The sequence below is a fragment of the Psychrobacter sp. Ps2 genome, assembly GCF_022129405.1.
In the GTDB taxonomy this organism is placed as follows: domain Bacteria; phylum Pseudomonadota; class Gammaproteobacteria; order Pseudomonadales; family Moraxellaceae; genus Psychrobacter.
Genome location: NZ_JADQAM010000053.1, coordinates 78,282 through 100,445 on the forward strand (window position 1 = coordinate 78,282; position 22,164 = coordinate 100,445).

The following is a 22,164-nucleotide window of genomic DNA, read 5'->3' on the forward strand; positions in this document are numbered from 1 at the left end:
AAATAAAAAAAGCCTAACGTTTGACGTTAGGCTTTTTTATGAATGCTAATTAAAGTAAGTCTACTTTTTATATGGATTTTCTTTTAACCATTGCTGGTTAGCCGTTTTTAGCTCGCGCAGCTCGTGATCCATAATATCTTTACTCTTACCAGGATTCTTCATCGTAGCATAACCGTACAATACCCCACCAAGTACGATCCAGCCAAGGAAAATCCACCACTCAATAGCGACAAGTGCCGAGGGCATACCTGGTAGATATAGTGCCAACATGCCAAGACTTAGGATAATGGTGATAATACCAACCAATTTACCTGCTGGTACTCTAAACGGACGCACCATATCAGGCTCACGGTAGCGCAGCACTAAGAATGAAAGAGCCACACAGGTATAAGCAATAACGATACCGAACCCACCAGCATCCACAATCCATACCAGCATTTTGCGACCAAATAATGGCGCAAGTGTCGCGAGACCACCGATCAATAAAATCGCATTAACGGGCGTATTGTATTTTGGATGCAGTTTGCATAAAAACTGTGGCAACATGTGCGTTTTGCCCATAGCATATAGCAGACGACTACCACCGATAAGAAACGCATTCCAGCTCGATAAAATACCCAGTACACCGCCAATAACGAGCAAGGTGCCTGCCCACTTACCATTCCAAGCATTGGTCATCGCATCAGCCGTTGCCAATGTTGAGTCTTGTGCTTGTAATAGCGGTAAAGTCTTACCCACACTCCAAGCGACTGCTACATACCACAGCACCGCAATAATAATAGAGACAATCAAAAACTTACCGATGTTCGGACGAGATAGATTGATTTCTTCTGCCGCTTGGGGAATGACATCGAAGCCAACGAACAAGAACGGTACCATTACCATCACCGTCATGATGCCACCCATACCGCCAATAAAGTTAGGCGCTTGTACGGTATTAGAAGTTTCAGGACTGAACAGTAACGCCCCTACGAACAGTAATATACCAACTAGAAAGATACCGACGACTGCTGTTTTTTGAAACCACGCGCTGACTTCCATACCGCGTATGTTCAGCCAAGTAACAATCACTGAGCCAAGCATCCCGACGCCTACCCAAGTGGCGTAAACATCCCAGCCAGCAACATTCCAAAGATACCCTTGGCTATAATTAGGAATAATGTATTCGACGACGGTGGGCAGTGCTACTGCTTCAAAAGCAACGACGGAAAAATAACCAAACAAAATACTCCATGAGCAAATAAAGGAGACATTGACCCCTAGTGCTCGGTGGGTATAAGTATGCTCACCGCCAGTAATTGGCATGGAGGCCGCAAGTTCAGCATACGTCACACCAATCAATACGACTACCAGACCGCCTATTAAAAAGGCGCTAATTGCGCCCCATATACCTGCCGAGATGATCCAACTACCTGCCAGTACAACCCAGCCCCAACCGACCATTGCACCGAATGCCAGTGCAATGATATCGAACACCCCTAGCGACTTTTTTAATTCAGACATAACCTACTCCTTGTCTGTGTTTCATCCGTGTGAGCCTGTTACAGCTACACTATTTTTGTTTCATGGGATCATACCCATCATGTTTGTTGTGTCTGTCGCGTCGCCGCAAAGTTTAACTTTGCCGTCGGTATAGTATTCAAACAGCAAAAACAAAAACGGCGTCTTGACTTGCAAGGCGCCGTTAAAAAACTCACTCAAAGCGAGTGTTATAAGGGCAACCTTGCCGTTATCTTTCATACAATCTTTTAACCAATATCGGTACTTGAACTAGCTGTACTTGGTTAAAAGCGCTCCATCGCTAAAGTAAATAACACTCAGTATTGCTTATGCCGTTAGAATACCTTTGATGATATCAAGGCCTTCTTGTAGCACTTCATCTTCAACCGTCAATGGCACCATCACACGAATGGCATTGCCATACATACCACAAGACGCTAGTAGCAAACCTTGCTCAAATGATTTTGCTTTTAGATTGGCTGCGGCGGCTGCATCAGGTTTGCCTTCGCTATCAATCAATTCAAACGCTAGCATAGCGCCCTTATGACGGATATGACCGATACTGCTAAGGTTCAAGCCTTTTAAGAATGAAGCAATGGTATCGCCAATCTCGATACTACGCTCAAGTAAGTTTTCTTCTTCGATCACTTCCATAACAGCAAGCGCCGCCACACAAGCAAGTGGGTTACCAGAGTAAGTACCGCCCAAGCCGCCTACTTGCGGCGCATCCATGATGTCAGCACGACCGATGACCGCAGAGATAGGATAACCACCCGCCAAACTCTTCGCAGCAGTCATTAGATCAGGCTCAACGCCTAGCTGTTCAGTGGCGAACAACGTACCGGTTCTGGCGAAACCACACTGTACTTCGTCAAAAATAAGCACGATGCCATGCTCATCACAAATCTCGCGCAAGGCTTTGGCAAATGACGGCGTTACTTGATGGAAACCACCCTCACCTTGGACTGGCTCAATGATCATTGCAGCCACTTCACTAGGATCGATATCTGCTTGGAAGATCATGTCAAGGCTATGTAATGCTTGCGCTTCTGTTACGTTCAACTCTTCTGCAGGGAACAACGCATGGAATACAGGTCCTGGCATCGGGCCAAAGTTCTTTTTGTATGGTAGTACTTTGCCTGTCAGGCTCATACACATCATGGTACGACCATGCCAGCCACCAACAAAAGAAATCACGCCTGGACGACGGGTTTTAGCACGAGCAATCTTGATGCAGTTTTCAACGGCTTCTGCGCCAGTGGTCAAAAAGAATGCTTTGGTATCGCCGCTGATAGGCGCTTTTTCGCATAGCTTTTCAGCCAAGTCCACATAGCATTCGTAGTTAATCATTTGCGCCGCAGTATGCGTAAATTTGTCTAACTGCTCATGGACACGTTGGGTGATTTTTGGATGGCTGTGACCCGTGTTCAATACTGAGATACCACCGACAAAGTCGATATAGCGCTTGCCTTCGATGTCCCAGATTTCTGAGTTCTTTGCTTTTTCTGCAAAGATAGGAAAGGCAACCCCAAGTCCTGTTGGTAAAACAGCTTTGCGGCGCTCAAGTAATGATTGATTGGTAGTCGTCATGGGAATGTCCTTTTCTTTGTTCGTAACATAAGTGCCATCTAAAGATTGGCGGTTCATTTGATGTCTGTTTTTGTACTTAGTAGATATCAAATGGTGATTGGTTGACCCAAAACACCACAGATATCCAAAAATTTGCGCTAATTGATACTTTTTTAATTGTTACTGTGCTAACCATTAAGCCAACTCATTAGGTTATGGCTATTAGGTGATATCAGAACACCAGTATTTGGTCGTGATATAGTCTTCGATGCCGTATTTTGAGCCTTCACGGCCAAAGCCAGACTGCTTCACACCGCCAAATGGGGCAACTTCTGTAGAAATCAAACCCGTGTTGTGACCGATGATGCCGTACTCAAGACCTTCGGTAACGCGCCATGAACGTGCATAGTCACTACTATAGAAGTAAGCGGCCAAGCCATAGATAGTATCGTTAGCAGCACGGATAACTTCTGCTTCGTCTTTGAAGGTAAAGATGGTTGCAATTGGTCCAAAGATTTCTTCAGAAGCGATGTCCATGTCACTACTAATATCCGTGATAACCGTTGGGTTATAAGTCAGCTCTGATGAGTCATTGATACTACCACCAGTGACCAGTTTTGCGCCTTTATCTAGCGCATCTTTTAACAAGGCTTGGACTTTATCTAACGCTTTTTTGTTGATAAGAGGGCCGATATCTACGCCTTCTTCTAAGCCGTTACCTACTTTTAATTCAGCGACTTTTTTGACAAAGATATCTAAGAATTTATCTTTGATACTGTCTTGAACATATACGCGGTTGGCGCAGACACAGGTCTGACCAGCATTACGATATTTAGAAGCGATTAAACCAGCAGCGGCTTTCTCTAGATCGGCATCATCAAAGACGATAAATGGCGCATTGCCACCCAGCTCTAACGACAGCTTCTTAATAGTCGGTGCGCATTGTGCCATCAGCGTACGACCTACTTCTGTAGAACCTGTAAATGACAGCTTATGAATGCGTGCATCACCCGTTAAGATGTCGCCGATGACAGAAGATTTACCGGTTACGACCTGAATGACGCCAGCAGGAATACCTGCTTGTTCTGCCAACACACCAAGTGCCAATGCCGAATACGGTGTCTCAGTAGCAGGTTTGACGATAATCGTACAGCCTGCGGCGAGCGCTGGCGCGACTTTGCGCGTGATCATCGCAGCTGGGAAGTTCCAAGGCGTGATAGCGGCACAAACACCAACTGGCTGCTTAAGAACGACATGACGTAGCTGTGTGCTATTAGCAGGAATCACATCACCATAGACGCGTTTGCCTTCTTCAGCAAACCAACGGATAAAGCTGTTGGCATAACCTACTTCACCACGTGACTCAGTTAGTGGCTTACCTTGCTCAGCGGTCATAATTATGGCCAAATCTTCTTTATTGGCATCGATTAGATCAGCCCACTTTTGCAATAACTCTGCACGCTCTTTGGCTGTTTTTGCTGCCCAGTCTGCTTGGACATCATGAGCGTAAGCAACGGCTTCGTTAACATCTTCTGTGGTGAGACTTGGTACAGTACCAATGAGCTCACCATTAAAAGGATTGTTGACATCAAGCACAGCTTCATCACTAGCAGCATGCCAGCCGTCTTTAATGAAGCAAGATTGTTTGAGTAAATCTGGATTTGATAACTGCAGCGCGTGTGACATGTTGACGCTCCTTGTCATATAGGATGTATTTATAAGAATGGATACAATGGTAAGTCGTAAATAATTATTGATAATTCGTTATTTGTTCAATATACTGAACACGTATTCTATATACGAGACGTCATTATAAGAACGATATGACGCGATTTGCAACCCTTAATCTCATTATTTTAAAAATTATCTTGTACTTCTTTCTTTTATTTCACTTTATAGGTTATTTATGAGCTCGACTGCCGTGCCTGCGCTAGACAAAACGTTTCAGATTTTGGACTTGATTACCGATAGCTCACAGCCTCTGACAGCGGCTCATATCGCTAAGGAACTGGGGCTACCTCGCAGCTCCACTCACAACATTTTGCAGAGTCTATTGTCCAAACATGTCATTTATAAAGACCCTGAAAGCCGTTTTTATTTGGGTTCATATTTGATGTATTGGGCAGGCAAGTACGAGCAGCAGCAAGGCGTGGTACAGTTGTTTAAAGATTTGATTGTGCAGTATCCGGTACTTCTTCAGCACACAGTGACCTTGTCAAAACTGGACTTGGGAGAGGTAGTATTTTTGGCTTGTCATGAGTCCCCTGCGCCGCTTGGCTTTACTTTTCGTGCAGGCGTTCGTGTACCTGCAGTATTTTCGGCGACAGGCAAAGCCATGCTATCGACGTTGTCGATGGACAGCATCAAATCATTGTATAAAGATACGTTTCCAATGCCGATGACCCAGCATGGGGTCAAGAATTTTACCGATTTGGCAACTGAGCTTGCGGTGATACAAGAAAGCCGAGTGTCTCTCGATGATGGACAATTGCGCGATGGAATGTACTGCTTGGGCACTTATATTCGTAATGCGTCAGGCAATGCGGTTGCTGGTATGGCCGTGAGTTTTTTGCAAGGAGAGTATGAGTCTAAACGGGCTGAGGTCAGTGCAGTATTGATTGAATTGGCGGAGCAAATTGAGCAGCATTTAGGCTTTACGGCAAATTGATAGGAATCTATAAAAAATAGGTCGCAGTGTTTACTCCTACACTCTGCGACCTATTTTATTACTTTCAATTTTATTTAAATATTACTGCCACTATTGCTGTTCTCGTCCATCAGTCCTAATAGGAATGCTTGCAGGTTGTCATTGAGCTTTTGAATATAATAGCCACCTTCAACCAAGACAATCAATGGCTTGTTTAGCTCTTTCATCTTTTGCGCCAATACTTTAAACCCTTCCGTACTGACGGCGCATCTCGCTTCTGGGTCGTTTTCATAAACATCAAACCCCAAGACATGAACGATAACATCAGGGTCAAATAGGGTCATTGCCTCGATAGACTTATCAATATACTCAAAAAATCTCACTTCATCGGTGCCATGTGGCATCGGGAAATTGATGTTGTAACCTTCGCCCTCGCCTATGCCTTTTTCAAACGCGTGCCCTGTTACTGCTGGGTAGAAGTTAACGGGGTCGCCATGTACTGAAGTATAAAGCACGTCTTTACGGTCATAGAATATTTCTTGAATACCCTGTCCATGGTGCATATCCGTATCGATAATGGCAATTTTTGCATATTTCTGGCGTAGATGTTCAGCGATGATGGCAGCGTTATTCAGATAACAAAATCCACCCGCGGCGCTTTTGCGAGCATGATGACCAGGCGGCCGTGAAAAGCAAAGCTGTATATGACTGTCAGCACGCTCGGTGTCTGTTGCCTTATCATTTAGCAGTGCTTCGGCTGCGTTAAGTGCTGTTTGCGCCGACCAATAGATAGATGTCCAAGAATGCTCACTAATGGGCGCACTGTCATCCGCTTGATACTTCGCCGCTCTTGCCATGATGCCTATACCGGGGTTGTCATACGGCACATAAATTCCTGTCTGCACCTGCGCGCCCAAATCTTCATCGACCGCCATCCACTCATCATAGCCATGCTTAAGAAACTCAACATAACCAAAGTCATGAACCGCCAATATTGGTGCGATGCCAACATCGGTAGCAGTAGTGACTTCTAGACCCAAAGCCACTGGTGCTTTCAACAGCTCAACCATACGCTCTGGTATTTCTAACGGTTCGTGCATTTTCCCATAAGAAAAATAAGGTAACGGTCTATGCAGACTTAGATTTTCATGGCTGTATATTTTCATGCTCAACATTCCTTGTTTGACACTACTTGGTTTTACATTATTGATTGGGATACTGCTTTATTTAACATTGTTTTTTTTAAGAAGTTCCATTTTCTAGCTTGTGTGTTTAGTCTCTATCGCTGTAAATATACGGCTGCCGACGCTACTTTAAACAATTCCATCGGCTTTTAGCTTTGCGATCATCTCGCTGTCATAGCCCAGTTTAGCAAGTGTACTATCAGTATGCTCGCTCAACTGCGGTGGCGGCGTGCGATAGCTGACTGGTGATGCGGATAACTTGATAGGGTTACCAAGTGCGCGTACTGGACTGCCTTGCTCGGTGAAATTAACAATCATATTCCTTGCTTGCGCTTGCGGCATGGCCAAGGCCTCAGCTACGTTATGAATCGCACCGCATGGAATACCTGCTTGATCTAAAACTTCTAACCAATAAGTGCGTGGTTTCTTGGCAAAATGCTTAGTCAGATCACGGCACAGCAGTTCGCGATTGGCAACGCGTTGTGGATTGGTCGTAAAACGCTCATCGGTATGCCAATCAACTGCGAGTACGTCACACAGTTTGGCAAATTGACTGTCATTGCCGCAAGCTAAAATAAAGTGCTGATCGCCCTCGCCCGCAAATACTTGATACGGCACGATATTAGGATGCTGATTGCCCAACCTTGGCGGTATCTTATCTGAGGCCAAATGATTCATACCGACATTAGCCAGCATGGCGAGCGCACTATCGAGCAATGCCACATCAACGTGTTGACCAACACCCGTATTTTGACGTGCCAGTAGTGCCGCTTGAATACCAATGGTCAACTGCAAACCTGCAAACAAATCAACCACTGCGACACCAACTTTGTGTGGTTCGCCATCACTAGGACCCGTGATACTCATCAGACCTGACAGACCTTGGATAATATAATCGTAACCAGGGCGCGCGGCATCGGGACCTGTCTGCCCAAACCCTGTCAATGACGCATAAATCAGACGCGGATTGTCTTGTTTTAAGCTGTCATAATCCAAGCCATATTTTTTCAGACCACCGACTTTGAAGTTTTCGACCAAAATATCACTGTCAGCGATTAGCTGTTTAATAATGGTTTGCCCTATTGGCGTAGTGATATCTACCGTCAGTGATTTTTTATTGCGGTTAATGGTAGCGTAATAAGCAGAGGTATCATCGCTGAATGTTGGCGGTGCCCAATGACGCGTCTCATCACCGATATGAGGACGCTCAACCTTGATGACTTCGGCACCCAGATCAGCAAGTACTTGGGTACAAGAAGGCCCTGCCAACACTCTCGATAAATCAAGCACTTTGATACCATGCAATGCGCCCTTTGCCAAGTCATTGCTGTTACTATCGACAGTCATAATAATCCCTTATTGTGTGGCGTATTTTTTGACTTTTTAATCATAAAATTGTTATTCATGATTTAGCTATTTAACCGTTACATCATGAAGAACAACTGAAAAACGTACGCTACTGTTAATGCTCTTTTGATAAAAAGCCAAGCAGTAACGTACGTCATAAAATACAGTTGTACCAAAAACTATTAGCTAAAAACGTTTAAAAGAACGCTTGAATGCCTGTCTGTGCACGGCCTAGGATAAGCGCATGAATATCATGTGTACCCTCGTAAGTATTGACGGCTTCCAAGTTCATCACGTGACGGATGATATGGAACTCATCAGAGATACCGTTACCGCCATGCATGTCACGAGCGATGCGAGCGATATCAAGTGCCTTGCCGCAGTTATTACGCTTAATAAGTGAAATCATTTCAGGCGCTGCGTTGTCTTCATCCATCAAACGACCGACACGTAGCGCTGCTTGTAGACCTAAGGTGATTTCTGTCTGCATATTGGCCAGCTTCAACTGTACCAGCTGCGTTGCGGCTAGCGGACGACCAAACTGCTTACGATCGAGCGTGTACTGACGAGCGGCTTTCCAACAGAATTCTGCCGCACCCATCGAACCCCAAGCGATACCATAGCGGGCTTTGTTCAAGCAGCCAAATGGCCCTTTTAGACCACGGATATCTGGGAAAGCATTGGCTTCAGGGACGAATACTTTGTCCATGACAATCTCACCCGTGACTGATGCACGTAATGAGAACTTGCCTTCGATTTTCGGCGCAGATAATCCTTTCATACCTTTGTCTAAAACAAAACCGCGAATCTCGCCAGCATCATCTTTTGCCCACACGACGAATACGTCAGCGATAGGACTGTTGGTGATCCACATTTTATTGCCAGTCAGCTCATAACCGCCATCCACAGCGCGCGCACGAGTAGACATCGATGAAGGATCAGATCCTGAATCTGGCTCAGTCAGACCGAAGCAGCCTACATACTCACCTGTGGCAAGCTTAGGCAAATAACGCTCTCTTTGCTCTTCTGTGCCATACGCCCAAATAGGATGCATCACTAGGCTTGATTGTACACTCATCGCTGAACGGTAGCCCGAATCAACGGCTTCCACTTCCTTGGCAATCAGACCATAGGCGACACTTGATAAGCCAGCACAGCCATAACCTTCAATCGTGACACCAAGCAGACCCATTTCACCCATTTGACGCATGATATTACGGTCAAAATTCTCATTGCGATTGGCTTCAATAATGCCAGGCATCAGCTCTTTTTGAAAAAACTGACGCGCGCTGTCGGTGACCATGCGCTCTTCTTCAGTGAGCTGATCACGTAACAAGAAAGGATCTTCCCAATCAAAACGTGGGCTAGTAGATGTTGCCATGTGGATCTCCTTGGTATCAGTCATCCTGACTGACGAATAGTGATTGATACATCATTTGGTCTAACAAGTCATTGACTTCGTTATTCCGCTGTGCGAAACTTAGTTTCATAATTTAAAACCATTTAACCAAACTTTCGCTGCCCTGTAAACCTTTATCAAAAAAATATGAGTATAAAATGACGAAACCCTTATCAAAAGCTACTCCGCTACTCGAACGCATGCATGCAACAATGAGTCAAAACAAGGAAGAGAATGACCGACAGTTTGTGACGGCATTGGGACGGGGACTAATCATACTGGCAGCTTTTGAGCACCATGAGCGGCTCACCCATCAACAGCTATGTCAGATGACAGATCTGCCAAAAGCAACCATTACTCGCCTTATCCATACCTTAACCACGCTTGGGTTTTTACGTGTCACTGAGCACGGACAGTATCAATTGGGCAGTAGTGCGGTACGTCTCAGTGCGACTGCATGGAGTCGCCACGATATGGTGGCAGCGGCTGAACCATTATTACGGCAGTTCGCCAGTGAGAATGAAGTATCAGTGAATTTGGCGACCGAAGTCGAAGGAGAAATGCGCTATCACGCCTGTTGCCGTAGTCCTGCTCGCCTATCAGTCAACTTGCAGGTTGGCTCCGCCGTACCTGTCGCACGCACTGCCATTGGACGTGCTTTTTATGCGGTAAGTACGCAAGCGAGAAAGGCGGTCATCATTAGTAATCTACAAGAGAATTTGTCTGTTGAAGATTATAACCATGCGCAAACTGCCCTAGCTAGCGCAGCAGAGCATTATGAAAAATACGGCTATACCGTGTCTGATGGGGAATTTTCTACTGATATACTGGCAGTCGCGGTCGGGGTCTATGATGTTGCAACAGGACAATACGCGTATTCGCTGAATGCCAGTGTACCAAGCGCTAACTGGGAAGCGGATGAGTATGCAGCGATGATAGTGCCAAAATTGCAGGCCTTAGCGGAGCGGATTGGTGGTGGGGTTTAAAAGAAAATAAACTAGAATTAACCAGGGGATATTCATATTACAAATTTTAAAGTATTATAAATATAATCAACTACTGCCGACATTTGGAACCTAAAATGGATATAGAAAAGTTATCTAAAATTGCTGAATCATTAAGACAATACAGAAGAGCTGAACTCAAAGACTTTGAAAGGGATATAGGAGCCAAACCTATAGACCAGCTCTATGTCGATGCACTGCCTGGCAATGCAGTACTTAATTCAGTATTGTCTAGCAATACAACTTTTCTAATAGGCAGAAAGGGCACTGGTAAAAGCACTGTATTTGCCAAAGCACAATCAGTATTACGTAGTGAAAAAAACATAATATCAGTGTACATAGATGTAAAATCTCTAGTTGATGTACTGCATAATAATGAAGCGAATCCTACGAACTTAGATACCTATAATATATCTCCTATCACATTCCGCTCACACTTATTAAGAAAGGAGATACTTGGACGAATTATTTCAGAACTTTTAAAAGAAATTGAAGTTAGTAGTGGAAAAATAACACTATTAGAACGTTGGAAAGGGATTAAACGACAGTACGAAGAACTCATGGCTAGTCTTAATGAAATAGCTAGGCAGGTAAAAAGTGCCAAATTAGAACAACACGAAATTCCTATTCTTCAAAAAATCAGTAGTCAAATCAGAACGAAAAAACAACAGGAAAACTCTCATGGAACTGCTAGCTCTATAAAGGCTAGTGGTAATATCAATCCAACAAATGTCGAAATAAATAGCGATCTTAGTAGTTCTTATAATGACTTCGATAAAACATTGGATGATAATGAAATATACAATGAATATTCAGATATAGTTTTTAAATCATTTCCTTTTAATAAAATAATTGAAGATATTCAAACTCTTATTTCTGAGTCTGGGATGTCTAGACTAGTTGTCTTCTTTGATGATTTTTCTGAACTAAGTTTTATAGATCAAAGATTGTTTGTAGATGTTGTTTTATCACCTTTAAACAACTCAAGTAATGAGAAAGTGAAACTAAAAGTAGCAGCATACCCTGGTAGGGTTTACTACGGAAGAATAGACCCTAGCAAAGTAGATACAATCAGTTTGGATTTTTCTGACCTATATGAAGCTTCTGAAGTACAAGAAATGGAGAAGTCGGCCTCTAACTATGCTTATAGACTTCTAGAAACGAGATTCAAGGCTTTTGATGTAGTGCTAGAAGATTACTTTGATTTTACTACTGACGAAGAAAGAGCAGAGTTAATGAAAGCTATTTTCCAAGCGTCATTCAATGTTCCTAGAATAATAGGTTATTTACTTCAAACATTATACTTAGATCGAGTATCGAAATCTCAAAAAATCACCTCTGCTTCTATCAAACTGGCTTCAAGAAAATATTACGAGAGTACTATAAAGAAGTATTTTGATAGATTCAATAGGTATGCTCTTGAGCCTTTCGAAAATAAACTAGATAGGCATAATCAAAGTGAACTTTTAAAATCTCTTATTCACGAAGCTAAGAACATCAGAAAAAAAATTACTGGTAATGAAATTGGAGGTAATTATTTTTCGGAACTGCAGGGTATACCTCCGACAAGCCATTTCACTGTTAGCCCTGAATTAGAAGATGTGTTTTCGTCACTGGAATCTAACTTCTTCTTATCCAGATATAAAAATATGAGAAATAAAAATGGAGATGACGTTGTAGTATATGCATTTTTTTTGGGTCTATGCGAAAGTGAACGTATGGCCTGGGGTTATCCTCTAGGCAGACCTTTCAGACATTACTTTCAACAAAGATGTTTTGAGTACACAAGAGCAGTTCATCAGTTTCTTTCCAAAAACTCTACAATTAAGTGTAATAGTTGTGGAAACTGTTATCCAATGGAACTAAAGCCGAGTTTAGAATTATATAAATGGAAATGTCCTACATGCTTAGAAGGATTATGTGAAGTAACTAACCTTTCTGACGACTTTAAAAAAGAGGTAGAAAGACTTAATCAAGAAATTATGTTAGAACCTGTTGAGTTGGAAATTATAAGTGTCATAAATGATGAGGAGAGAAGAATGAGAGCAGGTGAAATATCTGCTTTGATTGATACTACTCATCAATTAGTGGGAAAACGTACCAGCAAGCTCCGAGACATGGGTCTTATAATCAAAGATATAGATGAAATTGATAATCGTATAAGAAATGAGCTTACCGACAGGTGTAAGGAAACATACTTCGAATAATCGATTATAGTAGCTCTTTCATTGCAACAGTTTATAAAGGATTGATTCAACTCATCAAACCTCAGCCCAAATTTCATTAGATACTTACGCAATCTATCGCTATCGTTCGGGCTTTTTAATTTATCGCGCGAATTCGCGTATAGATAGCGCCCCGCCGCCGCTTGGTTTTTATAGCTGATACATACCTCAATCACATACGCCAGTTGCACCGCATCAAATGGATAAATAGTTGTCAGCATGTCTTCATCTAGATATTTTCTTAAAATATTATGGCTACCCTGCTCAACGGTTTCGCTGTTTAAAGTAACATATGGGCTATTTTTAATCACTTTATTGCATATACTGTCATTACTTATTTCCATAATCGAACTAATGCCGCTCTCAACAGAAATGATTTGGATAACCCTGTTACCCATTGATACCGACGTAACGACGTCATGCGTGTATGATGTACGCGACAAATGTAAGCATCTTATCTATATCAATCATTACTATTGAGCCTCGTTATGCCTGAATCTCGTACCAATCTGAACCCTGAACCCAAAACCAGCTCGCCGTATTTTATCGGATTATTACTTCGCTATAGCACGTTCGGCGCGGCGATTTTAATTCTATTAGCGGGTCTATTATTGGTAAGTTGGTGGCTGATTGTGATCGGTGGTTTGGCTGTGGCACTTGGTATTTATGATTTGATTCAGTCCAAGCACGCGATATTGAGCAACTACCCCGTCGCTGGACATATTCGCTATGTGTTAGAAGATTTCCGCCCTGAGATTCGCCAGTACCTACTTGAGGACGATAAAGAACAAGTGCCGTTTTCACGCCAGCAGCGTGCGCTAGTTTATCAACGTGCTAAGAACGTTAGTGATACTAATGCCTTTGGTACGCTAGATAATTTATATACTCATGGTAAAGAATGGTTTTTGCAATCCACCATCAGTGCACCACTAGAGAACAAAGACTTTCGTATTATGGTAGGCGGTGAGCGTTGTCAGCAGCCACACGATATGTCGGTATTCAATATCTCTGCGATGAGCTTTGGCAGTCTGTCAGCCAACGCCATCATGGCACTCAATCAAGGCGCAAAACTCGGCGGCTTTACTCATGACACGGGCGAAGGCGCTATCAGCCCTTACCATCGTAAGTTCGGTGGCGATTTGATTTGGGAATTGGGTACAGGCTACTTTGGTTGCCGTGATAATGATGGTAACTTTGATCCACAGTCTTTTGCTGAAAAAGCCGTCGATCCTCAAGTTAAAATGATTGAAATCAAGCTTTCACAAGGTGCCAAGCCTGGTAAAGGTGGCGTCCTTCCTTCTAGCAAAATTACGCAAGAGATTGCAGACACACGTCAAGTACCTACGGGTCAAGACTGTATCTCGCCTTCTTCGCATACCGCATTTAGCACCCCGCGCGAGTTAGTCGCCTTTTGGCAGCAGCTGCGTGAGTTATCTGGTGGCAAGCCAGTTGGCTTCAAGCTATGTATTGGTCAGCCATGGCAGTTTATGGCGATTGTCAAAGCGATGATAGAGACGGATAACTATCCTGATTTTATCGTTATTGATGGTGCAGAAGGCGGCACAGGTGCAGCGCCTGTCGAGTTTATGGACAATGTCGGCATGCCAATGGTTGAAGGGTTTTTGCTCGTACATAATACCTTAGTCGGTGCAGGTATTCGTGACAAAATTAAGCTTGGCGTCAGTGGCAAGATCGTATCAGGCTTTGATATTGCGCGCATGATTGCGCTAGGTGCCGATTGGTGTAACTCAGCACGTGGCTTTATGTTTGCAGTCGGCTGCATTCAGTCGCGCTCTTGTCATACCAACACTTGCCCGACGGGTGTGGCAACCCAAGATCCATATCGTCAAAAGGCGCTCGACGTCCCTAGTAAGGCTGAGCGTGTTGCAAGTTTCCACAAAAACACGCTAAAATCGCTTGCCAGTATCGTAGGCGCGGTCGGTTTACAGCATCCTAGCCAATTACAGCCGTACCATATCGCACGCCGTCTAGATGATGGGCAAATTAAGCTGCTATCTAAATTCTTCTACTTTGCTGATAAAGGCGCGTTGCTCGATCATAGTGCCCGTGCCGATGTATTTAACCAGATGTGGGTCATGGCAAACCCTGATAGCTTCTTAGCCAATAATGACGCACTCATTGCTTATAACAAAGACTCGCGTGATAAGGGCAAGGAAACTGGCGCGCCAACAGAACACAGCGCTGGGTATAATTCTGAGCACTTGACCAATCTCACCGATGGTGGACGATTAATTGGTAATGTGAACAATACAATCCGTGACTTTCCGCCTACTAATGACTGAATCAGTGCCTAAATCGTTGTTCTTAAAAAGTAGTGATGAAGGAGTAATTAAGCGGTAGATAGTAACCAAACTCAAATAATTTACACATTAAAAGACGCGTGATTGATGCCAAGTTCTATTTTTAACTTATTCTTATCAACGATAGTGCTTGCGCTAGGCCTGAGCGCTTGCCAGCAGACAAATACCAATGCGACTAGTAGCGATACCGATAGCTGGTCATGTCAGACTAAAGACACGCCCTTTGCTTATAGTGTTTGCCGTGTCGATGCTACCGCGTTAGCGAGCGAGCGTTATTCATTACAACTGTTTTGGCAATCCTCTGATAACAATGAGCCTCTGCTGACCTTTGATGCGTTATTGGCCACATTACCGAATCATGAGACCCTCAAATTTGCGATGAATGCAGGCATGTATAATGAAAACTATGCGCCGATTGGCTATACCGTCATCGAAGGCAAAGAACTCAAATCGCTAAATACAAAAGAAGGTGGCGGTAATTTTCATCTATTACCTAATGGGGTTATGTGGTGGGACCAAGCTGGCAACGTGCAAATCACCGAAAGTAATGCGTTAAATGAGCAGATAAGCAATGGTGATGTGCAGCCTTGGTATGCGACGCAGTCGGGTCCTATGCTGGTCATCAATGACGAGATACACCCAAAGTTCAACCCTGATAGCAGCTCAATCAAACTGCGTAATGGTGCAGGCGTTTGCCGTGATGGCAGTATACAGCTCGTTAATAGCTATGAGCCTGTGACCTTTTATCAGTTTGCAGAACTATTTAAGAATGAGTTAGGTTGTTCAAACGCGCTGTTTTTAGACGGTGGTATTGCCTCAGCATTGTATGCGCCTAGTATCGATAAGCAGGATAAAAAAGAGATGGGCGTGATGATTGGATTGGTTGAAAATAAAGAGTAATACGCATCTATATTTCAATGTTAATATCTAACTCCTATTGCTTCTTATATTGCGTTCAATAAAAAGCACTTGAAATGACGTTGTCATTCAAGTGCTTTTTTTGTTATTGGTAATAATTAATGGCTAACAATCGCTAAAAACTAACCACCCAAGCTCATTTTAGGGCCAAACGGTTCGTAGTGAACGCTATCGGCACCATGATCTAATGCTACCAACCCATCAATCATACTTTCCATAAATGGCATCGAGCCGCACACATAGATATCAGCAGGCTTAGGCAAGGTAGCAAGCCATGTCTCATCTAATATCTGCCCAGACTCAAAGTAAAAGATATGTTTTTCTACGCTCTCAGCCTTAGCAAGTAATGCCTCTACCTGATCAGAGAAAGCATGATGGGCGATATTTTGACATGCATAAACCCATATAATAGGTCGTTTAGGATTGGCTAATACTTGCGCCTCTAGCATAGACAGTACAGGCGTAACCCCAACACCTGCACTCATCAACACTAACGGAATATCATATTGCTGTACCAAATCTTGATTGAGCGCAAAGTCACCAGCTGGCGCCGATAATAGAACCGTATCACCGACTTCTAGTTGGTCATGCATATAGTTAGAAACCAACCCATGATACTCATTACGGTTATCACGTCGAACAGCAAACTGAATGCCTGCATCAATACTAGCAGAGTATAAAGAATAATGGCGCAAGGCTATATGGTCGCTGTCTTTTGGGTCTGTTTTCACCGTGATATATTGACCAGCATTTAAAGTCAAATTGCTTAAATCAATATCTTGAGCGTTTGCTAAATTATTGCCTTTACTGTTCTCACTCTTATCGACTGGTACCACGGTAAAGGCTGCAATATCCGTAGCAGCTGCTACCTTTTCAGTCACTATAAAAGGCGCAAAACCTTTCCACATCGCCTGCTCATACATGCCATGTTCAATCTGAATAAATACCGAAGCGATCTCATCATAAGCTTCCGTCCAAGCATCAATAATGTCATCGGTAGCCGCCTCACCTAGTACTTCTTTTATCGCCCCGATCAGATGTTTGCCGACGATCGGATAATGCTCAGGCAATATCTGTAACGCTCTATGCTTATGGCTAATCTGGGTCACTTGTGGCAATAGCGTAGCCAACTTGTCCAAGTGCTTGGCAGCAGCCAATACCGTCATTGCTAGTGCCGTCTGCTGTCTTCCCAATTTTTGATTGGTCTCATTAAAAATATCTAACAGCTCAGGGTGCTCATTAAACATATTTTTGTAAAACACAGTGGTAATCGCAACGCCATGTTCTTCAAGTACAGGAACAGTTGCGGTGACGATTTCTAACGTTTTTGGTGAGGCCATGTTGTTTCTCTTAGTCATTAACTGCATTGATAAATTGAAATGTTAAAAATAATCCGTCTAAACTGGCAATAATGAGCAGACCTTTTTACAGTGGTCGTCAAAATTTTTAACCGCCCAATTCAGAATATTTATAACATTCATTTTAAATGAATGTTAACACAATTTACTAGACATACCAATATACAATCAATATCGATCTTATTTGCATCAACAAAATAACAGCCGCTATGTTGTCATAACGGCTGTTATTATAAGGATTCAAGCTGTGCTAACAGGTTTTATTTATTCATCAATCGGGCTGAATATCAAAATTACCGTGCCATATATTGAGTCATTTCTTCAACACCATGTAGCGTCATCGGATACATCTTATTTTCAAACAGTTTTTTAATTTCAACGATGGTTTGCGTATATTGCCAATACGACGGGTTTTCAGGATTGAGCCAAGTGACTTTATCAAAATGCTCCAGTACACGCTTTAACCAAACGATGCCCGCTTCATTATTCATATACTCTACGCTACCACCGACTGTCATCAACTCATAAGGTGACATCGATGCATCACCGACGAAGATGACGCGATACTCGCGCCCATATTTATTGAGTAGCTCAAACGTTGGCATCGGTGCGCTATGGCGACGATTATTATCTTTCCATACATAGTCATATAGACAGTTATGAAAATAAAAGAACTCTAATGTTTTAAATTCATTCTTTGCCGCAGAAAATAGTTTCTCGAGCGCTTCGACATGGATGTCCATACTGCCACCCACATCAAACAGCATCAGCACTTTGACTCGGTTACGGCGCTCTGCTTGCATATGAATATCGAGCACACCCTTTTTTGCCGTGCGTTTAATAGTCTCATGAATATCGAGCTCATCAGCACTACCGGTCCGTGCAAACTGACGCAGATTGCGTAGCGCCATTTGAATTTGGCGAGTACCGAGCTGATTGTCGTCATCGAGATTGCGATATTTTCGCTGCTCCCAGACTTTTGCTGCACTGCGTTTGCGAGACTCACCGCCGACACGTACGCCTTCTGGATGGTCACCATAGGCACCAAATGGCGAAGTTCCGCCTGTGCCTACCCATTTACTGCCACCTTGATGACGCTCTTTTTGCTCTTTTAACCGCTCCTCTAACGCCTTCATCAGCTCCTCAAGCGAGCCGTACTTTTTCAGTAGGCGTCTTTGCTCTTCGGTTAGATTCTTTGGATCGAGCTTTAAATCTAGCCACTCTTTGGGCACGTCCGTTAGCTTGGCTAATAGCTCATCTATATCGAGACTATCGACACCTTCAAAATAATCCGCCATGGCCCGATCGAACTTATCAAAATGGCGCTCGTCTTTGACCATGCACAGTCGAATCAGCCGATACATATCTTCGCGGCTAGCAAAAGTAGTCAGTGCTGGATCTTCAGGATGCGACTGCATCATCAGCCCTTTATCTAACGCGGCATTGAGATCGAGCAGCTCGCGCGTACTGACTGGCACGCCATAAGTACGCAAGGTATAGAATAGTTTGATAAACATAAGAGTCGTATCACTTATTGGCTGATATTATTATCTGGTGATATTGCTGATATCATTAATTGGTACAGGTTGAGCGCTTGCGTTGACTTTTACATCAGACATTCGATATTGGATATAAAAGGTTAAAGCCAATGCAAGCGGCAAACATTAGCGACGCATCATATTGGCAAAACGCTGTAATAAACTCACATCTGCCTCGTTTTTGAGCAACGCACCATATAGTGGCGGGATAGATTTCTCACCGCGCAGATTTTCTTCTAGCTCGTCCTGAGCCATATCATCAGCAAGTAACAAGGTTAACCAGTCGACCAACTCAGACGTTGATGGCGGCTTTTTAAGACCTTGAATACCACGCAGCTTATAGAAAATATCCAATGCATCATTGACCAGTTTTTCCTGAATGTCTGGAAAATGCACTTCGATGATTTGGCGCATGGTTTCTTCTTCTGGGAAGTCAATATAATGAAAAAAACAACGACGCAAAAATGCATCTGGCAGCTCTTTTTCATTGTTTGAAGTAATAATAACCACTGGACGCTGCTCGGCAGTAATAGTTTCGCCCGTCTCATAAACATAAAAAGACATCTTATCAAGCTCATGTAGCAAATCATTTGGGAACTCGATATCGGCTTTATCAATCTCATCAATCAGCAGTACGCTACGCTCTGTACTGGTAAACGCATCCCACAGCTTGCCCGGCTTGATATAGTTGGCAATGTCATAGACCTTATCATCACCCAACTGTGAATCGCGCAGGCGTGATACTGCATCATACTCATACAGTCCTTGCTCAGCCTTAGTCGTCGATTTGACGTGCCAAGTAATCAGCGGCATACCCAAACTCTCAGCAACTTCTTCGGCAAGCAATGTCTTACCTGTTCCAGGCTCGCCTTTGATCAGCAATGGCTTTTGTAAGGTCATAGCGGCATTTACGGCCAGTTGCAAATCATCGGTAGCAATATAACTACTGGTACCAGTAAAGTTTTGCTTAGTATTGTCAGCTGTGGTCATAATCAGATCTCGATTGTTGTTATAGATAAATTGTTATAAATGGATAGGTCTAAAACATAAATGACTAATAACGAATAAATTGGTAAAGAATAAATTAGATTAGCACAGCCTGATGCATTGCCAAAATACTCATGCGTTCGCATTTATTAACAATTGTTATGTGCAATGTATAGTGAGCTATTATCTATATGCCTAGTAAACAATCTGGCACAAAAAAAGACACGCAATGGTGTCTTTTTATTCGGGTATCAAATAAATTCTAAAACAATAGTACTATCTTAATGCCTAGCCTATTTTTATCACTTATCAGACGTATCGCTATCCGTTTTTTTAGCCAATGTACTGTCTTTTTTTAAGTTTACATTGGTGTCAGGCTGGTCGGTTACGGTAGCGCCTTCTGGCAAATAGCTGCCTGTGGTCATTTGCAATGTGGCCTGTGTATCTTCTGCGCTGCGACTACGGGCTTTGTCCAAACTTGATGCAAATGCGCTGCGTATCAGCTGCCATACAAAACCAACGAACAACCCTGCGACCAGTATCACCAATATCGGCAGCATATTGGCAACCGCGCCTGCGTAATCTTTCATCATCACAGCATAGACGACGCTAATACTGGCTGGTGCAAGCTCGCTCGGATCACCAAGCGCTGTACCTGGTGCTAGTAATACTGCAAACAGAACCATCCAGCTCATACCGCCCAATGGTTTTGGCAGTACACGAGCAACGAGTATCCATAGTACTAGTACCAAAACAGCACCGCCCAGATAAGCATACATAGGCAAATCAGCGGGCGGGACATCCTTTACCATTTGGCCCCACCAAATAGCAATCTCACCGAGAATGTCACTGATAGACTCTAGCGGTAAGCTATGTAAGATATTTTTTAACCAGTCCATGCGTGTTTATTTACCTGCGTTTATCGCCGGTGACACAATCTGTGTCTAGCGGTATATGTGCGTTCTGTAGAACCAGAATGAGGCCAAATACATAATGAACTTGTGCATTATGTAGGCTTATATATGCATTGCGTAGGGTGTCAGTTTATCACGACTCTCTACTCAAATGCATGTGAGCAAATGTGTCGTAGGTTTTTATTAACGCTGTTTTCAAGGTAGCGTACTGATATTTCCTACCATACTTACTTGCTGACAAATCCATTAATTATAGATGCTGTCCTGCGATTCACGAGCACGCAGTTCTGCTTGGCGGCGCATCACATCTTGCGGCGGCAACTGCACAAAGTAACCTTGAGACTGTAGTTTTGCCAGTACTTCTTCTTTGTCGACACGAGCGAGCTTATCTTTAGTTGATAAGTCCAGATGCATGACGAACTTACTACGGCCTAAACCTGCACGGAAATCTTTTGGTAATACACCAAGCCAGTCTTTGATTTCATCAGTATCATCAGGATAATCAGGACGCGCAATGTAGATATACATGTCGTCGTGTTTGGGAAATTTATAAATATCGCAATGCATAAAAACCACCTATCAGAAACTATGGGCGTAGGTTAGCATATTTCAGGCAAATACCAGTAGTCGCTTTGCGTTTTGCTATGGTAATTTTTGTCAAAACACACAGACAAAACGCTGATATGAGCGATAAAAATATCATTGTAAAACATAACCTATTTGACAGACTTCCCTATCAAAACATTATTTTTGCCAAATTTATTTATTTTAATGGCTTTGATGACTTGTAAAAGCGCTTTGAACCTTTCATAATAAAAGCGTTTTTCAGGAGAGAGTTTATCAGCATCATTTTTGTATTAAACCCTATTGGTTATACAACTATCGCAATTGCTAGATAACCACCGAAGGCGCATCCACCCTGCCAATCGCTCAGGTAAAAGGACTGAAAAACGCATGTCACTGCTGTTTGATAGTGTTTAGTAGCATGACGCTCATAGCGCACTACTTTTTTATCAAGCATAAGGCATAACAAATCTGGAGAGTGGTAAGAACGGACGACGTCTTACCCACCGAAGGGGAGAAAATACGACATTATCAATCCTTGCTTTTATAGCGTAATCTTTCAAAGATTAATAATGATAATTCGTGTTGAAAATCTCAGGTTACAGGACAGATAGGGCTTTTGCTTAAACCGACGTTCAGTGTTGGTTTGGCTTACTGCTTTATCTTTTTTTTCTGTGCTACCCTTGGTT

The 22,164-nt window shown here is 43.1% G+C and carries 17 protein-coding genes and 2 riboswitches; of the genes, 5 read left to right on the forward strand and 12 right to left on the reverse strand.

All coding sequences use genetic code 11. The features are described from left to right. Positions 1 to 60: 60 nt before the first annotated feature. From I3254_RS07790 to I3254_RS07805, 4 genes are all read right to left on the reverse strand, one after another. Positions 61 to 1,503 carry an APC family permease gene (locus tag I3254_RS07790; RefSeq protein ID WP_101205684.1) on the reverse strand — a complete coding sequence of 481 codons (1,443 nt, stop codon included), beginning with the start codon at positions 1,501 to 1,503 and terminating at the stop codon, positions 61 to 63. Between the two features lie 60 nt (positions 1,504 to 1,563). Beyond that, the gene (locus I3254_RS07795) at positions 1,564 to 1,740 is read right to left on the reverse strand and encodes a hypothetical protein (RefSeq protein ID WP_238052372.1); all 177 of its coding nucleotides are present in this window, start codon (positions 1,738 to 1,740) and stop codon (positions 1,564 to 1,566) included. An 87-nt stretch (positions 1,741 to 1,827) separates the two neighbouring features. Then, positions 1,828 to 3,090, reverse strand: a complete 1,263-nt coding sequence (gene gabT, locus I3254_RS07800; protein WP_201570042.1) for a 4-aminobutyrate--2-oxoglutarate transaminase — start codon at positions 3,088 to 3,090, stop codon at positions 1,828 to 1,830. A gap of 201 nt (positions 3,091 to 3,291) precedes the next feature. Next, entirely contained in the window at positions 3,292 to 4,755 is a 1,464-nt protein-coding gene (locus I3254_RS07805; protein WP_238052373.1) for an NAD-dependent succinate-semialdehyde dehydrogenase, read from the reverse strand. Between the two features lie 220 nt (positions 4,756 to 4,975). Between I3254_RS07805 and I3254_RS07810 the strand changes: the two genes are divergently transcribed. Continuing rightward, entirely contained in the window at positions 4,976 to 5,737 is a 762-nt protein-coding gene (locus tag I3254_RS07810; protein ID WP_238052374.1) for an IclR family transcriptional regulator, read from the forward strand. Between the two features lie 74 nt (positions 5,738 to 5,811). Here the strand turns inward: I3254_RS07810 and I3254_RS07815 are convergent, their stop codons facing one another. The 3 genes from I3254_RS07815 to I3254_RS07825 form a co-directional block, all read right to left on the reverse strand. Then, entirely contained in the window at positions 5,812 to 6,882 is a 1,071-nt protein-coding gene (locus I3254_RS07815; RefSeq protein WP_238052375.1) for a histone deacetylase family protein, read from the reverse strand. 147 nt (positions 6,883 to 7,029) lie between these two features. Beyond that, positions 7,030 to 8,247: a CaiB/BaiF CoA-transferase family protein gene (locus I3254_RS07820; RefSeq protein ID WP_238052378.1), complete on the reverse strand. Its 1,218-nt coding sequence runs from the start codon at positions 8,245 to 8,247 to the stop codon at positions 7,030 to 7,032. Positions 8,248 to 8,443: 196 nt separating this feature from the next. Beyond that, complete coding sequence (locus I3254_RS07825) at positions 8,444 to 9,628, reverse strand: acyl-CoA dehydrogenase (protein WP_179799224.1); 1,185 nt, start codon at positions 9,626 to 9,628, stop codon at positions 8,444 to 8,446. A gap of 176 nt (positions 9,629 to 9,804) precedes the next feature. On the opposite strand from I3254_RS07825, the gene I3254_RS07830 reads away from it, so the two are divergent. The 4 genes from I3254_RS07830 to I3254_RS07845 all read left to right on the forward strand — a co-directional run bounded on the left by I3254_RS07830 (position 9,805) and on the right by I3254_RS07845 (position 16,096). Then, positions 9,805 to 10,632 carry a helix-turn-helix domain-containing protein gene (locus I3254_RS07830; RefSeq protein WP_238052379.1) on the forward strand — a complete coding sequence of 276 codons (828 nt, stop codon included), beginning with the start codon at positions 9,805 to 9,807 and terminating at the stop codon, positions 10,630 to 10,632. Between the two features lie 95 nt (positions 10,633 to 10,727). Beyond that, complete coding sequence (locus I3254_RS07835; RefSeq protein WP_238052380.1) at positions 10,728 to 12,857, forward strand: hypothetical protein; 2,130 nt, start codon at positions 10,728 to 10,730, stop codon at positions 12,855 to 12,857. A gap of 506 nt (positions 12,858 to 13,363) precedes the next feature. Beyond that, on the forward strand, positions 13,364 to 15,178 hold the full coding sequence (locus tag I3254_RS07840) for an FMN-binding glutamate synthase family protein (RefSeq protein WP_238052381.1): 1,815 nt from the start codon (positions 13,364 to 13,366) through the stop codon (positions 15,176 to 15,178). Positions 15,179 to 15,283: 105 nt separating this feature from the next. Further along, entirely contained in the window at positions 15,284 to 16,096 is an 813-nt protein-coding gene (locus tag I3254_RS07845; RefSeq protein ID WP_238052384.1) for a phosphodiester glycosidase family protein, read from the forward strand. Positions 16,097 to 16,236: 140 nt separating this feature from the next. Here the strand turns inward: I3254_RS07845 and I3254_RS07850 are convergent, their stop codons facing one another. The 5 genes from I3254_RS07850 to I3254_RS07870 all read right to left on the reverse strand — a co-directional run bounded on the left by I3254_RS07850 (position 16,237) and on the right by I3254_RS07870 (position 21,478). Further along, positions 16,237 to 17,454 (reverse strand): globin domain-containing protein, encoded by a 1,218-nt coding sequence (locus I3254_RS07850; protein WP_238052385.1) that lies wholly within the window; start codon positions 17,452 to 17,454, stop codon positions 16,237 to 16,239. 311 nt (positions 17,455 to 17,765) lie between these two features. Next, positions 17,766 to 18,989 (reverse strand): VWA domain-containing protein, encoded by a 1,224-nt coding sequence (locus tag I3254_RS07855; RefSeq protein ID WP_238052386.1) that lies wholly within the window; start codon positions 18,987 to 18,989, stop codon positions 17,766 to 17,768. 147 nt (positions 18,990 to 19,136) lie between these two features. Next, positions 19,137 to 20,000: a MoxR family ATPase gene (locus I3254_RS07860; protein WP_238052388.1), complete on the reverse strand. Its 864-nt coding sequence runs from the start codon at positions 19,998 to 20,000 to the stop codon at positions 19,137 to 19,139. Between the two features lie 299 nt (positions 20,001 to 20,299). Further along, a complete protein-coding gene (locus I3254_RS07865; RefSeq protein ID WP_238052390.1) occupies positions 20,300 to 20,896 on the reverse strand; it encodes a hypothetical protein in 597 nt (198 codons plus the stop codon). Between the two features lie 261 nt (positions 20,897 to 21,157). After that, complete coding sequence (locus I3254_RS07870) at positions 21,158 to 21,478, reverse strand: YcgL domain-containing protein (RefSeq protein WP_057760762.1); 321 nt, start codon at positions 21,476 to 21,478, stop codon at positions 21,158 to 21,160. A 249-nt stretch (positions 21,479 to 21,727) separates the two neighbouring features. After that, a riboswitch (glycine riboswitch) is annotated at positions 21,728 to 21,867 on the forward strand. Positions 21,868 to 21,936: 69 nt separating this feature from the next. Next, a riboswitch (glycine riboswitch) is annotated at positions 21,937 to 22,095 on the forward strand. Positions 22,096 to 22,164: the final 69 nt, after the last annotated feature.